This window comes from Sphingobacterium sp. SYP-B4668 (assembly GCF_027627455.1).
Taxonomy (GTDB): domain Bacteria; phylum Bacteroidota; class Bacteroidia; order Sphingobacteriales; family Sphingobacteriaceae; genus Sphingobacterium.
Genome location: NZ_CP115483.1, coordinates 4,256,878 through 4,272,240 on the forward strand (window position 1 = coordinate 4,256,878; position 15,363 = coordinate 4,272,240).

At 40.3% G+C, this 15,363-nt stretch carries 18 protein-coding genes and 1 tRNA gene; 10 read left to right on the top strand and 9 right to left on the bottom strand.

The window, feature by feature from the left end; translation table 11 throughout:
• Positions 1 to 212: 212 nt before the first annotated feature.
• The 4 genes from rpsL to rpsJ all read left to right on the top strand — a co-directional run bounded on the left by rpsL (position 213) and on the right by rpsJ (position 3,736).
• Entirely contained in the window at positions 213 to 626 is a 414-nt protein-coding gene (gene rpsL / locus OQ289_RS17350) for a 30S ribosomal protein S12 (RefSeq protein WP_002993550.1), read from the top strand.
• Positions 627 to 645: 19 nt separating this feature from the next.
• A complete protein-coding gene (gene rpsG, locus OQ289_RS17355; RefSeq protein ID WP_033564214.1) occupies positions 646 to 1,113 on the top strand; it encodes a 30S ribosomal protein S7 in 468 nt (155 codons plus the stop codon).
• Between the two features lie 129 nt (positions 1,114 to 1,242).
• A complete protein-coding gene (gene fusA / locus OQ289_RS17360; protein ID WP_033564349.1) occupies positions 1,243 to 3,354 on the top strand; it encodes an elongation factor G in 2,112 nt (703 codons plus the stop codon).
• Between the two features lie 76 nt (positions 3,355 to 3,430).
• On the top strand, positions 3,431 to 3,736 hold the full coding sequence (gene rpsJ, locus OQ289_RS17365) for a 30S ribosomal protein S10 (protein WP_002993539.1): 306 nt from the start codon (positions 3,431 to 3,433) through the stop codon (positions 3,734 to 3,736).
• A gap of 420 nt (positions 3,737 to 4,156) precedes the next feature.
• On the opposite strand, the gene OQ289_RS17370 is transcribed toward rpsJ, so the two are convergent.
• The 3 genes from OQ289_RS17370 to OQ289_RS17380 form a co-directional block, all read right to left on the bottom strand.
• Positions 4,157 to 4,795, bottom strand: a complete 639-nt coding sequence (locus tag OQ289_RS17370; protein WP_033564213.1) for an outer membrane beta-barrel protein — start codon at positions 4,793 to 4,795, stop codon at positions 4,157 to 4,159.
• Positions 4,796 to 4,912: 117 nt separating this feature from the next.
• Positions 4,913 to 6,016: an AI-2E family transporter gene (locus OQ289_RS17375; RefSeq protein WP_270088102.1), complete on the bottom strand. Its 1,104-nt coding sequence runs from the start codon at positions 6,014 to 6,016 to the stop codon at positions 4,913 to 4,915.
• A 115-nt stretch (positions 6,017 to 6,131) separates the two neighbouring features.
• Positions 6,132 to 6,731 (bottom strand): porin family protein, encoded by a 600-nt coding sequence (locus OQ289_RS17380; RefSeq protein ID WP_270088103.1) that lies wholly within the window; start codon positions 6,729 to 6,731, stop codon positions 6,132 to 6,134.
• A 290-nt stretch (positions 6,732 to 7,021) separates the two neighbouring features.
• Here OQ289_RS17380 and OQ289_RS17385 point away from each other — a divergent pair.
• A tRNA-Cys gene (locus OQ289_RS17385) sits at positions 7,022 to 7,092 on the top strand.
• 31 nt (positions 7,093 to 7,123) lie between these two features.
• Entirely contained in the window at positions 7,124 to 7,303 is a 180-nt protein-coding gene (locus OQ289_RS17390) for a hypothetical protein (protein WP_033564348.1), read from the top strand.
• Between the two features lie 45 nt (positions 7,304 to 7,348).
• On the opposite strand, the gene OQ289_RS17395 is transcribed toward OQ289_RS17390, so the two are convergent.
• Entirely contained in the window at positions 7,349 to 8,101 is a 753-nt protein-coding gene (locus tag OQ289_RS17395) for a copper homeostasis protein CutC (protein ID WP_270088104.1), read from the bottom strand.
• Positions 8,102 to 8,165: 64 nt separating this feature from the next.
• On the opposite strand from OQ289_RS17395, the gene OQ289_RS17400 reads away from it, so the two are divergent.
• From OQ289_RS17400 to OQ289_RS17410, 3 genes are all read left to right on the top strand, one after another.
• Positions 8,166 to 8,900: a hypothetical protein gene (locus tag OQ289_RS17400; RefSeq protein ID WP_270088105.1), complete on the top strand. Its 735-nt coding sequence runs from the start codon at positions 8,166 to 8,168 to the stop codon at positions 8,898 to 8,900.
• 9 nt (positions 8,901 to 8,909) lie between these two features.
• The gene (gloA2, locus tag OQ289_RS17405; RefSeq protein WP_270088106.1) at positions 8,910 to 9,302 is read left to right on the top strand and encodes an SMU1112c/YaeR family gloxylase I-like metalloprotein; all 393 of its coding nucleotides are present in this window, start codon (positions 8,910 to 8,912) and stop codon (positions 9,300 to 9,302) included.
• 358 nt (positions 9,303 to 9,660) lie between these two features.
• Positions 9,661 to 10,074, top strand: a complete 414-nt coding sequence (locus tag OQ289_RS17410; protein ID WP_033564208.1) for a hypothetical protein — start codon at positions 9,661 to 9,663, stop codon at positions 10,072 to 10,074.
• A gap of 51 nt (positions 10,075 to 10,125) precedes the next feature.
• On the opposite strand, the gene OQ289_RS17415 is transcribed toward OQ289_RS17410, so the two are convergent.
• Entirely contained in the window at positions 10,126 to 10,326 is a 201-nt protein-coding gene (locus OQ289_RS17415) for a quinol oxidase subunit 4 (protein ID WP_270088107.1), read from the bottom strand.
• A 109-nt stretch (positions 10,327 to 10,435) separates the two neighbouring features.
• A complete protein-coding gene (locus OQ289_RS17420; RefSeq protein WP_270088108.1) occupies positions 10,436 to 11,011 on the bottom strand; it encodes a DUF1572 family protein in 576 nt (191 codons plus the stop codon).
• A gap of 176 nt (positions 11,012 to 11,187) precedes the next feature.
• Between OQ289_RS17420 and OQ289_RS17425 the strand changes: the two genes are divergently transcribed.
• Positions 11,188 to 11,595, top strand: coding sequence for an NUDIX hydrolase (locus OQ289_RS17425; RefSeq protein WP_270088109.1), 408 nt, complete (start codon positions 11,188 to 11,190; stop codon positions 11,593 to 11,595).
• Here OQ289_RS17425 and OQ289_RS17430 read toward each other — a convergent pair.
• From OQ289_RS17430 to OQ289_RS17440, 3 genes are all read right to left on the bottom strand, one after another.
• Positions 11,592 to 12,302, bottom strand: coding sequence for a 3-keto-disaccharide hydrolase (locus OQ289_RS17430; protein WP_270088110.1), 711 nt, complete (start codon positions 12,300 to 12,302; stop codon positions 11,592 to 11,594). The genes OQ289_RS17425 and OQ289_RS17430 overlap by 4 nt on opposite strands.
• Positions 12,303 to 12,457: 155 nt before the next feature.
• Complete coding sequence (gene ccoS, locus OQ289_RS17435; RefSeq protein WP_270088111.1) at positions 12,458 to 12,628, bottom strand: cbb3-type cytochrome oxidase assembly protein CcoS; 171 nt, start codon at positions 12,626 to 12,628, stop codon at positions 12,458 to 12,460.
• 287 nt (positions 12,629 to 12,915) lie between these two features.
• Positions 12,916 to 15,312: a heavy metal translocating P-type ATPase gene (locus tag OQ289_RS17440; protein ID WP_270088112.1), complete on the bottom strand. Its 2,397-nt coding sequence runs from the start codon at positions 15,310 to 15,312 to the stop codon at positions 12,916 to 12,918.
• Positions 15,313 to 15,363 lie beyond the last annotated feature (51 nt).

Consider the following 15,363-nt stretch of genomic DNA (forward strand, 5'->3'; position numbering starts at 1 on the left):
CATAGCTGTATCAAAAATAGCACATCAGCTTTCTGCTAATAAAGCTAGAGGCCACACGCTCAATTGAATCACAGCCAGCCTGATATAGCATCGAACGAAATAAAAAATAAGTAAAATTTACGCCTTAACTATTTCATATTCAAAACAGAATCACTATCTTTGCGGACTTTAAAAAATTATTTTTAATAAATTTTATAATCAAAAACAGGTAAATGCCTACTATTCAACAATTAGTTAGAAAAGGTAGAGTAGCTCTGGTTGACAAGAGTAAGTCGCCAGCGTTGGACAGCTGTCCACAGCGAAGAGGTGTGTGTACTCGTGTATACACTACTACCCCTAAAAAACCAAACTCAGCAATGCGTAAAGTAGCTCGTGTACGTTTAACAAACGGTAAAGAGGTCAACGCTTACATCCCAGGAGAAGGTCACAACTTACAAGAGCACTCTATCGTATTGATTCGTGGTGGTCGTGTTAAGGATTTACCAGGTGTACGTTACCACATTATCCGTGGTGCATTAGATACTTCAGGTGTAGCAGGTCGTAACCAACGTCGTTCTAAATACGGAACTAAACGCCCTAAACCAGGACAAGCAGCTGCAGCTCCTGCAAAAGGCAAGAAGAAATAATTAAACGGAGGAAAGAGAAATGAGAAAATCAAAACCAAAAAAGAGAATCATTCTACCTGATCCAAAGTTTAATGACGTTCAGGTAACACGTTTTGTAAACAACATGATGTATGACGGTAAAAAATCTATCGCATATGACATCTTTTACAGAGCTGTAGAATTAGTAGAACAAAAAACTAGCGAAAACGGTTTAGAGACTTGGAAAAAAGCTTTAAACAACGTTATGCCAGCCGTCGAAGTTAAATCTCGTCGTGTAGGTGGAGCTAACTTCCAAGTTCCTATGGAAGTACGTCCTGAGCGTAAAATTGCTTTAGGTATGAAATGGTTAATTTCATACTCTCGCAGACGTGGCGAAAAGACGATGTTCGAAAAATTAGCAGGAGAAATCATTTCAGCTTCTAAAGGTGAAGGTGCTGCTGTTAAGAAAAAAGAGGATACGCACAAAATGGCTGAAGCCAACAAAGCGTTCTCACACTTCAGATTTTAATTTTGAAGGATTCAAAAAAATACGGATACACCGACTTCGGAAAATGGCATCGCGCTATTTGCTAAGTCGGTGTACTTATTTAAAATCAAAAAAACAAAGTTCATACCGAACTAAGTGTATAAAAATTATATGGCAAGAGATTTAAAATTTACTAGAAATATCGGTATCGCCGCCCACATCGATGCTGGTAAGACAACAACTACGGAGCGTATCCTTTTCTACTCTGGTGTAAACCACAAATTGGGAGAAACGCACGAAGGTTCGGCAACTACTGACTGGATGGCTCAAGAGCAAGAGCGTGGTATCACGATCACATCTGCAGCAGTAACCGTATTCTGGAACTACCGTGGTGACAAATACAACGTCAACGTAATCGATACTCCTGGACACGTGGATTTCACGGTTGAGGTCAATCGTTCATTACGTGTATTAGACGGATTGGTATTTTTATTTTCAGCAGTTGATGGTGTTGAGCCTCAATCGGAGACCAACTGGAGACTTGCAGACAATTATAAAGTACCTCGTATCGGTTTTGTCAATAAAATGGACCGTTCTGGAGCTGATTTCTTGAAAGTTGTAAAACAAGTTAAAGAAATGTTAGGTTCTGATGCTGTCGCTCTACAATTACCAATCGGAGCTGAAGACAACTTTACAGGTGTTGTTGACTTAATCAACAACCGTGGTATCGTTTGGAATGAGCATGATAAAGGAATGACCTTCACTGAAGTGCCTATCCCTGCAGATATGCTAGAAGAAGTTTCCGAATACCGTGAAAAATTGTTGGAAGCAGTAGCTGGATACGATGAGTCATTGATGGAGAAATTCTTCGATGATCCAAACTCATTGACCGAGCGCGAAATCCTTGACGCTCTTCGTAAAGCAGTGTTGGACAACGCAATTGTTCCTATGGTATGTGGCTCATCTTTCAAAAACAAAGGTGTACAGACCATGTTGGATTTCGTAATGGAATTATTGCCTTCACCAATGGATTCAGAAGGTGTTGTCGGTACTAATCCCGATACTGGTGCAGAGTTGATCCGTAAACCAGATGTTAACGAGCCATTCGCTGCATTAGGATTTAAAATTGCGACTGACCCATTCGTAGGTCGTCTATGTTTCATCCGTGCATACTCCGGTAAATTAGAAGCTGGTTCTTATGTATTGAATACACGTTCAGGAAACAAAGAACGTATCTCTCGTATCTTCCAGATGCATGCAAACAAGCAAAATCCTATCCCTTTCATCGAGGCTGGAGACATCGGTGCTGTAGTAGGTTTCAAGGATATCAAGACTGGTGATACACTATGTGATGAAAAACATCCAATCGTCCTAGAATCCATGAACTTCCCTGAGCCAGTTATCGGTTTGGCAATTGAACCTAAAACTCAAGCTGACGTTGATAAAATGGGTATAGCATTAGGAAAATTGGCCGAAGAAGATCCTACATTCGTTGTTAAATCGGATGAAGAGACTGGTCAAACAGTTATCTCGGGTATGGGCGAACTTCACTTAGACATCCTAATTGACCGTCTACGTCGTGAGTTCAAAGTCGAGGTAAACCAAGGAGCTCCTCAAGTAGCATATAAAGAATCTATTACAGGTGGCTGTGAGCACCGTGAAGTTTACAAAAAGCAATCTGGTGGTCGTGGTAAATTCGCCGACATTAAAATTGTTATTTCTCCAGCTGACGAAGATTATGATCTTTCAAAATCTCCACTTCAGTTTGTGAACGAAATCACTGGTGGATCTATCCCTAAGGAATACATACCTTCTGTTCAAAAAGGATTCGAAACATCAATGAAAAACGGTGTATTGGCCGGCTTCCCATTGTCAGGTATGAAAGTTCGTTTGATCGACGGTTCATTCCACGCAGTCGATTCAGATTCACTATCATTCGAACTAGCAGCTCGTACAGCATACCGTGAGGCATTACCTAAATGTTCTCCTGTATTGATGGAACCTATTATGAAAATAGAGGTTTTAACACCAGAAGAAAACATGGGTGACGTGATGGGTGACTTAAACCGTCGTCGTGGTTTGATGCAAGGTTTGGACTCTCGTAATGGTGCTCAGGTAATCAAAGCATTGGTCCCTCTTTCTGAGATGTTTGGTTATGTAACACAATTACGTACCATCACTTCAGGACGTGCAACTTCTACAATGGAATTTGACCACTACGCTGAAGCTCCTCGTAACGTTCAAGATGAGGTAGTTGCAAAAGCTAAAGGAAAAGTTAGCTAATTAACTTTCTTTCAAAATAAACCGACCGCCTATTACTAATAGCTCTAATAGGTGGTCATTTAAACAAATAAATAAAATGAGCCAAAGAATCAGAATCAAATTGAAATCTTACGATTACAATTTAGTTGACAAATCAGCTGAGAAAATCGTAAAAACAGTAAAACCTACAGGTGCAGTTGTTAGTGGTCCTATCCCATTGCCTACTGAGAAAAAAATCTATACCGTTTTACGTTCACCACACGTTAACAAAAAAGCACGTGAGCAATTCCAATTGTGTGCTTACAAGAGATTGTTAGATATCTACTCTTCTAACTCTAAAACTGTTGACGCATTGATGAAACTTGAATTACCTTCAGGTGTTGAAGTAGAAATCAAAGTGTGATAGATTTCTATTAATGAAAGACAAAAAAGGGCTTTTGATGAAAATCAAAAGCCCTTTTCTTTTGTTTATGATTGAACCTGACAATCTATTGTATTGCTCTATCAACACCAGGCCAGTTAGCAGTAGCAAACACATACAACCTATATATACGCGAACATAGAGACTCCGAGCCAATCTAAGTGTGAGGGTTAATAGCGGAGCTGTACTCATCACAGTTATGCGCTCTACTATCATCATGAACACCATATTGGATAGCAATAGTGATACTTCACTTCTAGCGAAGATAGAGGACCCTGGGGAGGTCTAAGCGCGGCGGTTAATAGCGAGGTTGTACTTCTGAATTATTTGAGCAGCCATCATATAAACAAAAAGGCGCAAGGGATGTTGCCCTTGCGCCTTTTGCTCTCGTTGTAAACTGGATTAGAACTTGAACGTCAATCCAAATTTAGCTGTATCAAAGAAGTTATTGAATACGTTAACATTTGTATTGAATGCTGTAGTCGCTTTAGCACCATCTAAATCTGCTTTACGTGAACCGTATGAAATAACGTCAGCAAAAGCAAAATTAACAGCAATTTTCTCTGTTAAGAAGAAGTTTGCTCCGATACCAGCATTAGCACCAAAACCATTGAATTTTGTAGCATCAGTAGTATTGTCTCCTACTTTAATTTCACCAATTTTTTCGTTAGCATACGCTACACCTACTTCAGTGTACGTTTTGAAACGTGAACCTACTTCTAAGAAGTAGTAACGTCCAAATGCACCTACTGTAAATGCTTTATCAGTTGCTACATTTTTGACATCAGCTACGTAAGTAGTCTCTTTTCCTTGACCAAAACCTAATTGTACTCCTACAGCAATTTTATCTGTTACGAAGTAACCCGCTTTAGGATTAAAAATGAAAGCAGAAGTTTTTTCTTTGGTCGCTTTGTCGTTAGTGTTAGAAGATGTAAAGTTACCTTCCACGATAAAGTTACCTTTTCCAAAACCAAACTCTTGTGCTTTAGAAGCTACTGTTAAACCTGCTACGGCTACGATTGTAAGTAAAATTTTCTTCATGTTATATAATAATTTGTTTTTTAAGATGGCGCAAAACTAGGCTTTAATCCAAGGAAAAGCAAGGCTTTAATCCTTTATTTTTTCGCTATAACAAAATTATTATACTCGTTCTTAATCTTACTTTCTGTCCGACAGTGCCTTAAGCATCTTATGGTCTGGTTTCTTTACACGCTCTTCCTCTCCCAACAAGAAGCCCCAGGCCTTCAATTCGGCAATGCGATCCATGATAATCTTCATGATGGCCAAGAGCGGAATCGCCAAAAACATCCCTGCGATACCCCATACGAGTTCACCGACGATAATCGCCATCATCGCAAATAAGGAATTGATTTTTACTTTGGACCCCACAACTTTAGGCACGATCACATTGCTATCGATTAAATGAATTCCACTCATGGCCCCCAACACGAATAGGACGTGTGTAAATGAGGATGTTGCAAATGTAATCAGAGAAACAATAAACATAGATGAGAATATACCAATATAAGGCAGTACATTAAATACCCCGGTGATAATGGCCAGCAGCAAGCTATATTTAACACCTATTATTGCTAATGCAATATAGACCAAGGTAGTCACCATGAGCATCTGCAACAACAGCCCTACTAAATAACGCTTAACAACGTACTGCACTTCGGCGGCAATTTCCAATACGATGGCATGATGCTGTTCGGCATTCAACAACAGCATGAATCGCATGATATGTCCACGATAGATTAAAATAAAAAAAGTATAGAGGAATGTAAAGACTAGAAAAATTGCGGTACTAGATAGCGATAATAGGGCAGTACCCAGTATAAGCGTACCCGAATCCACCGATTTCGACGCCGTCTTATTCAAAAGGTCCAATTGTTCATTGTATTTGATGCCGAACTGGCTATTCAACCACTGTTGTATGGAGTCTGCTCCCGCCAAGATTTGGTCTTTGAAAGCAGGCCAATCATCTTTGAGCATCGTGAGTTGAGAGGCCAATAGATAAAGTCCCGTCACCAGCCCACCAAAAAACAGCATCACGCACAACATACCTGCTAAAGTACGAGGGAGTTTAAGTCTCTTTTCAAGGAAATTACTCAATGGGACGAGCAACATGGCAAATAGCAAACCCAAAACAAGCGGCACAATAATGGTATCGCCAATCTTCGCCAAATATCCCAACGCAATGATAGTGATCAGCACGCAAGCGAGCTTAAGATAGAAAGGTAACGTAAAAAATTTTTGCATAGCATTTAGATTACATCGTGTTAACAATTCCAAATTAAGAATGTTTTCCTAATAATAGCATAAAAAAGCCTCCCGCAGTCTTGCGGGAGGCTTCGACAAAAGTATTTGCTGTGATTTAGAATTGGAAACCAACTCCAAAAGACAATACATTGTTTTTGACAGATCCGTTTCCATCAGAACCCGACATATCTACCAACCCAAAGCTATAACCAGCATTCAGGAGGAATCCATTAGCCAGTTTATAACCTAGCATTGTATTGATACCCGCATCAAATCTTTTCAAACCATCATCACCCCACTCTACATCATTTTTTACATCACCTGTCTTAGTTTTACCCGAGATACCGTAGGCAGCATATGGACCTGCCCCAACGAACACATTACCTGCCCCTGCAGGAATGTAATAAACTGCATTTACGGGAACTTCCAAATACATTAAATCTGTTTTAGATTCGATGTTATCAGTCCATTCAACTTTTCCACCTTTACCCTGTAGGGAAAGACCTGGTTGAACAGAGAAATTTGGTGCTACAGGAAGGTCTGCATATCCAGTTAAGTAAAAGTTGGTTGACGTGCTAGTAGAAGCTGATGCTCCCCCACCCGAAACTGTCATTTTCGGCAAGTTTAATCCAGCCTTGATACCATAACTTACTTGAGCTTGTGCTCCTGCAGCTAAAAGAAATGCTGCTCCTAATGAAAGTAAAATCTTTTTCATAACAATTTTCTTTAATTATTTTTAGTGTCTACTTTTAGACACAGAGGTTATAGCAAGTTTGAGACCAAAAAGAAAAATATCTCTTCAAAGCATACGTAATAAACTCATTACAAGACCTTTCAAAATATGTTAAATTAACGGTTCTATATATTATGCTATATAAGATTATAGCTAATTCACTAGCACAGTGCATGATTTGTTTTATTTTAAAATTTTGTTTGACCAACCCTTTCATATGTCAAATAATAGTTTTAATTTTGCGTTCCCTTCGAGGGATAAACAAACAAGAAGGTCGGATGGCCGAGTGGCTAGGCAGAGGTCTGCAAAACCTCCCACAGCGGTTCGAATCCGCTTCCGACCTCGTTTTATTGACAGCAAAAAGATTTAACAAAATGGGAGTTACACGTTTAAAAAGAAAAGATAGAAGAAATAAAACTGTTTCACGCGTAGAAGTGCAGTTTTTGAAATTAGGCCGTAATATTGAATTAGGTTCAAAATCACAAATGCCTAAAGACAGTCAGATTACTAAGAATGACGCTATCTTAAATCAGTTAGCTTCACAAGCGAAATAACTAAGATATTTTTTTATTTTTTCCTTTAAAGTTGCGCTTGCAACTTTAAAGGTTTTTCAAGATGTCTACCATATGGTGGACCTTTTTTGTGGATGATACTACCGTTCCTTCATCCATGCCCTGTACCAACGAGTTTTTATATTCCATGGCGCTAGGCACATCCATTTTCGCTGAGCTATGCAATGACAGGGCGCCCGTCACCTCGAGCAACTGTTTCATATTATCTTCATTCACACCACCACCCGGCATTATCTCGATTCGACCATTAGCTTGTTCAATTAATTCATTAAGCAATTGACGCCCCTCCCAAGCCGTATTCCCCTGTCCTGAAGTTAGTATCCGATCACAGCCCAAGGCAATAATATCCTCCAAACTCGCCTTAGGGTCTCTACATTTATCAAAAGCTCGATGGAAAACAACTGTTAATGGTTTAGCCTTTTCGATAAGAATTTGCATCCGCTTCATATCTACAGCTCCCTGCTTGTCCAAAATACCGATCACGACTCCATCTACCCCCGCCTCCTTACAATACTCGATATCCGCCAATATTTCTTCGAATTCATCCGAAGTATATAAGAAATCACCCCCACGTGGACGTATCAAAACATGGATTCCAATATCCAGATAGCTGCGCGTCTTCATAATCTGTCCATGCGAAGGCGTCGTACCCCCATTCTCCAAATTTTGACAGAGCTCCACCCTACTTGCTCCCCCCTCTTGTGCAGCTCTGGCCGAAGAGACCGAGCTTGCGCAAATCTCCAAACGATATCCATTGATATCTTTCTCTTTTCCGATCATAAAAAATACTTTTGTGTGAAAATAGCAAAATTGATTAGCTTTAGAAAGACAAACACAGCGCTATATGACGAAAAAACTGTTTTTACTCCTATTTTACACGTTGCTGGTGTCCGTATCGATGGCGACCGCCCAACAAAAAAAATATCGCTTCACCGATGAGATGTGCGAATACGAGGGAGTATACAATACCCATCTTTATAACGAGCAAGAGCTCAAAGACACCCATTCCCTATATTATGGCGAAAGTTGGTTGTTGGGGTATGGAAGTCCGCGCAAAGATAGTCCAGACGACACCAAACAGCTACTCACTCAGTTAGCGGATGATTACGCAAAAAAAAGAAACGTATTAAGGGGCTTCAAGGTTATTGACAAACCTATATTCACCTTGTTTCGGGATTCGCTTATCCTCTCCCTAGATGAAGAATATAAAGCCAAGTCTACTATATTAAAGGCTTATCTTAACTCCGCATCCATACTCCAATATAAGACATCAGATTGCTGCAATACGCGCTACGCCATCCCCTTGTCCAAAGGAGGGGAAGTGCTGCTCGAAGCTTACAAGCAACTAACTTTAGATCAAATGAAAAAAAATGCTGCTCCACAATTACTTTATAAGCAGTACCAACAAAATTTGGCCTCTCCCGATAAATATGAGAAAGCCTTTGCATATGTTGTTACCTATGGTTGGTGGAACTGTGTAAATAGTAGTATTCCAAGACCCAAGTATGATCCTCAATTTATGGAAACCTACCAAAGTCTATTTACAAAGGTCACCACTATATATTGTGACGAACCCTAATCCATCATTATGAGTTTAACATTATCCGAATTACATCATGTGGCCATTATTTGCAGTGACTACACTGTCTCTAAGCATTTCTACACCACTATACTTGGGCTCGAAATCATACAGGAGACCTATCGAGCCGAGCGGCAATCCTACAAATTGGACCTCGCTATCAATGGTCTATATGTAATAGAGTTGTTCTCCTTCCCTAGCCCTCCTGAGCGTGTGACCAATCCAGAAGCTTGCGGTCTTCGACACCTATCGTTTCTGGTGGAGGATATAGAACATGAAATTCAAAAGTTGGATCGCTACCAAGTAGCCCACGGACCTATCAGAGTCGATGAACTCACTGAAAAAAGATTTGTTTTTTTTAATGATCCCGATCAGCTACCTATTGAGCTATACGAACGATAATCACTCGAAGCATTGATTGGCTGGGTTGATATTATAGTATTGATTCAACTCAATATCAGTATACAAGAAAGGTCTTCAACCGGGGAGATTGAAGACCTTCACTAACCAATTATTAACCTAAATTATGAACGACAAATATAAGCATGACAACCATATCATTCAAAATATTTTGGAATTTTTAACGAATATTTAACATTCTTTACACCGATGTGGGTTACTACTTCAAAAGCTCATCGTACATAGCTGTCTCCGATTTAATTTTTTTCAATTGTTACAAACAATTAATATATAAACAGGTTATTATTAACTACATAGCATCTGCGACAAACACATTGGTAACCATAATAATCCTTGTACTATGCCTATTGTATCAAAAGAAACGGAAATTCAGCAACGACTAAATAACGTTTATGACGCTCTACAGTCGACAAGGGAGAAGCTTAGGGAAGAACTGCTACTTTTCAGAAGTCGATATGAAAATGCCTGCCTTGACCACATCAAGTCGGGTTTTAGAAAAGAAAAGTCGTGGATAAAGGAATCTAATAACCATCATCAAAAATATCTCGAGTACGATATCCATATCTACCTCATTGATATCATCTCCGACTATCGGGATCTACATGGACATTTTCCAGAGCATACACTTATGCTCGACAACATCGAGCAGCTGATGTTTGCTTTTGCTGAAGAAGAAAAATATGAAGAGGCAGCCGTCTTGAACCGATGGCTGAAACAGTTTGAATTAGCAAACTCGCTCCCTAGTAAATCGTAACGTAGGGACTATGGCTATAGATTATGACACCCCTTAATAGCCCCAACCATTCTATTTATGATGCTTCTTGCTCTTATTCTTCTGCTGGCCAGGTGCATATTCACGAGCAGATTTTTTACCATAGACCTTTTTAGCTTGTCCTGGTGGCATTCCCTTATTTCCTCTTCCGTGACTATGGTGATATGAACTACAGGACATTGTCATGCCAATAGTCAATAAAAATGCCAATATATACAAAACAGATTTCTTCATCGTTACCTCCTTAGTTGTTGACGAAAGTTTCCCGACACAGGCAAGGTTAGTGTTCAAGACTTCCATCTATTATATAATAGCTAAGCAACAACCACACCAAAAGAAATCCCTAGTGCGCTTTTTTTGATTTCAATATTTCATCTGTAAAGTGTTCGACATGCTTCTCGTTCGAAAACTTTACACGATTATATTCATTTGAACTGCCTCTTGGGATGGAAAGACTTTCCCATTCGGTATTGCACATCATCTTACCAATCATTACGATTTGGCCTATATGGTAAGGATAATGCGCCAATTGTCGATTGATAGCCTCCATAACAGTGTGCCCTTGATTGCGAATGAACACGATGCGCTCCAGATCTTCCGATCCGACACTTGTCAAAGCATCAAACAGACATTGCCAACCCGAAGTCCAATACTCCATCAGCTCTTTCCGCGTTTTCAACCCACTTTCTGCGAATTCTGCATCTCGATTCCGCCATTCTTTTTCTCCATCACTATGTAAAAAATCCGTCCACCGCGAGTGCATATTTCCGGCCAAATGATTAATCAACATCGCAATACTGTTACTCTCGGCATTAAACTTCCAAAAAAGCTGCTCATCCGTGAGTTGTTGGAATGTACAATCTCCTAAATTTTTATAATATTCAAATTGTTTTCGGGCACTTTCAAGATAAGACATCATCTCTTCTATTTGATTTACTTAAACTTAGCTAATATACAGCACATCTTCAAATAGACTTCCAAATATCCGATATCAATAGCACAAACGTGAGAAAGCCTCTACTATTTACGAAATTGTGATGACCAAATATATTTAGTGCATAAATATGGCTATTTTTAAGCCGTAAATTTTACGACATGAATAAACTATACACCGCAGGTCTGGTTGTCATCCAAGATGACAGCTTATTATTGGCATACAGCAAGAATAAACAGGCTTGGTATCTACCAGGAGGAAAAGTCGACTCGGGGGAGACAGCAATACAAGCACTAATACGAGAAATCGAAGAAGAATTAAAGGTAACCTTGATTCCCGAACACATCAACTTTTATTGCCATATCCAAGCCTTAGCTTATGGAGAAGATCAATTAATGATGGAACAGGACTGCTTCCTATACAGACTTCCAATACAACCTACACCAAGTCTTGAAATCGAAAAAATCGCTTATTTTGATTTTGAATCTTATATTCAAGAGCCTATACAAGTACCAGGTGTCATCAAATTGTTCCAACAATTAAAAGCAGATAGACAAATCCTCTACTAAGGGAGCTCGATAATCTTCAGATTTCGAAAATGTATCTCCGCACCCTCAGATTCTAGACAAAGATAGCCTTTACGCGAAGAGGATTGCCTAATACCATTCACAAACTTCCCATTTACCGAAAGCTTGACGGTGCCGTCTACACAGACAACTTCATATGTATTCCACTCGCCCTTACCCTTTGCTCGGTTTTCGACAGATTTACTACGTTCACCTCTTGGATTATCAGGAATGGTCTTCACTCCTCCCGCTCCAAACAGCTCACCATGTACATAAGCTATAGGAGCAGGCACGCCGTTTTGGAAATTTTGGTTCACCCAATCCAACTCAAGCATTTGCACTTCAACTCCAGCAGGTAAACGGGACCCTTCTTGAGGTACCGCATCACACCAGACAAATACGCCTGAATTGCCGCCCGCTTCCATATGTCGCCACTCTACGTGCAGTATAAAGTTTTCATACATCTTTTCAGACCGCATCACCCCAATAGGCAATCCTTTACAAACCAACAAATCCTTTTGCTTGTACCAAGTATCAGGACTTGTATTGACATCTATCCAATTTATTGCTTTTTCCTTGGTCTTGGTATTGCCCGTTAGGGTACTCAGCGGGACTTCGGTTCCAAATGATAGTGTCGTTTGTGCCTGTAGTTGAGATAAAGATGCCAGATGATAGATCAATATCCAAGTGGCTATTTTCCATAGTTTCATTTTGTGTCTATTAGGTTTATGGTTCAAAATACAATTGACTCGTTACTTTTCATCAAAACGTGTCACGTGCCCGATACCGCAATCGATCAGTGCTGGGAGGGATATATCGTCGCAGACGCTTAAATCAAAGCAGCGTCTAACGGAATTGGATCCTGTCATTTCTGGCGTTTATCCGATGATTCTTTAATCTCGTCATCGAAGAGAATACGGACGGAAGGTGTATACGTATCGTCATTTTGTCCCGATTTATGAGACCAAAAAAACGCTCCTAAAAAAACTAAGGCAACGAAAATACTACAGCCAATCAAAAAAAAGATAATAGTCATATCAAAAATATATTGTAACGCCCTCCTCACCCATTAAAATGAGGAATGATAAATATAGAAATTAAAAACACAATATCTGTCGCATCATGCTGCCATGAGCCTATTTATTTCAAACATCCCAACTTAGCGTTTGTTTAAAATTCATCTAATAATTTCTTTATGTCTCTTTTTGGCTGACGACTTCGTCATGTTTTTTTGCGGTAGAGACGCCGCTAGCTCAAAAAATACGCTTCGTCTCGTTCAAAAATAGCGTATAAAAATTTCATCATCTAAATTTACTCAGGCTCTTAGATTAGTTTTTTTCTTTTGGCATAAAAGCGCGTCATCAAGCTGGTAAACGATATGATAGTAACGGTACTAATAGGCATCAAGATAGCCGCAAATAGCGGTGACATCGTCCCTTGTACCGCCCAGCTCAAACCGATTACATTATAAGCAATGGATATCAGAAAGCTCATATGTATGACTTTGACTGCATCCTTGGCAAAGGCAAAAAATACAGGAAGCTTATCAAAACCCTCCCCATCCAAAATCGCATCGCAACCTGGTGAGAAGTTGTTGATATCATCGCTTATCGCTATCCCCAAATCAGCGCGCTTTAAAGCCCCTGCATCGTTCAACCCGTCTCCTAACATACATACCGTCCGGCCGTTATCCTGCCAGGATTCTATCGCTTGCAATTTGTCAACTGGACTTTGGTTGAACAACAAGGTCGTATTTGACGGAAAAATCAATTTCAGCGCATCTGTCCGCCTATCGTTATCGCCAGAAACCAAATGCAGTTCATATTCGGATTGGAGACTGTTAATGACTGTCGCGAGTTGGGGTCTCCAAGACTGCTCTAGTGTAAATCGGCCTTTTATTCTATCGCCTATACAAACATACACTACCGAACCGCTCTCCTCATTATGTGTGGTTCCTACAAATGAAGCGCTTCCGATTTTAATTTCCTGCTCACGAACTGTTGCTACTATTCCTCCCCCTACGATCTCTTGATAACTATCCAATGTCAAGTGTTTAGGAGCGGCAATCCATTTCACTATTTCTCGACTTAGGGGATGGCTTGAATTCCGACAAACAGATGATACCATGAGCAATTCGTCTTCATCCAAATCCCCCTCAAAGTAAACAGATGACTGGGTGGGTGAGGATATAGTCCCTGTTTTATCAAATACAATCGTATCTATAGCCGCCATTTGCTCTATAGCTCCCGTATTCTTTACATAAAACTTATTCTTATCAAAGATACTCAGCGCCGCAGAAAGTGTAAATGGGGAGCTTAGCGCCAAAGCACAGGGACAAGCAATGATCAATACAGCTGTAAAGGCTCCCCAAGCCCGATTTGTATCCTGATGGAACAGCCAAATGACGGTAGCGGTAAATGCAATCATCAAAAGACCTATCGTAAAGTATTTGCTGATGAACCCAACAAAGGTGTCAAACTGTTTGTCCTGGGCCTTAAAGCTTTCATTGTTCCATAGTTTGGTTAGGTAGCTTTGGGACACCGGCTTCACCACTTCCAGCTCTATGGCCTCGGCCAGCTGTCGTCCCCCTGCATAGATTACCTCTCCCAACACTTTATTGATGGGATGGGATTCACCTGTTACAAAGCTAAAGTCTACTGCTGCATGCCCCTTCAATAAGATGGCATCTGCTGGAATAATCTCATTATTTCGTACCAAGATACGATCACCGACTTGAATATCCGCAATCGGAGTCGCCCTGTCCCCTTTCTCCGTCAGGACCGTCACCGCGACAGGAAAGTACGAGCGATAATCTCTTTCAAATGAAAGGTGATAATATGTACGTTGTTGCACCCACTTACCAATAAGGATAAAAAAGACCAAACTGCAAAGCGTATCTGCAAATCCAGCTCCTGTGCCGCTCAACACTTCCCAGGCTGTTCGAACAAACAAAATGAATATCCCCAATGCTAAGGGCACATCTAGATTCATCCTCTTCTGCCTAAGACTCAACCATGCCGATTTAAAATAATCCGAAGCGCTGTATACCAAAACGGGAATAGCGAAGGCCAAGTTGACATATCCAAAAAAGGCGGCATATTCTTTTTCGAAACTGGCCATTCCAAAATAATCGGGAAAACTCAGCATCATAGAGTTTCCGAAGCAAAATCCAGCTACAGCAATCTTGCGGACCAAGCTGCCCTGTTCAAATTTCTGTCCCTGCTTGACTACATCCTGTAATGTGATTTTAGGTTCGTAACCAATATCTGTCAAAAGCTCTACTACCTCCCTTAGCGAGATATCCGCATGCTTAAATCGGAGCGTCGCTTGTCGTTTCATAAAATCCACTTGAGAAGATAGGATCCCTGGATTCAATTTATAAAGATGCTCCAACAACCAGATGCACGAGCTGCAGTGGATCACAGGAATATAGAACGTAATAATCGAACGTTCGTCGTCCTTATAGTCCAATAGTTTGGCTGCAATCGCATCTTCATCAAGATAACTCAGGTCAGTTCTTTTGGTCCGATTAGCCTTTCCCGGATGCACGTTATATTGGTAATAGCTCCCCATATCATTATCATGCAAGATCTGATAGACCGTCTGGCATCCCAAACAGCAGAACGGATGATCATCGAGTTCATAATGTCCACTGCTTATTGCATCCCCACAGTGATAACACTTCGCACTTTCTATGGTTGGATTACTGCTATCATTCATCTGTATAAATATTTAGAGCCTATAAACACCCTTCTTCTATCGATTTATTGG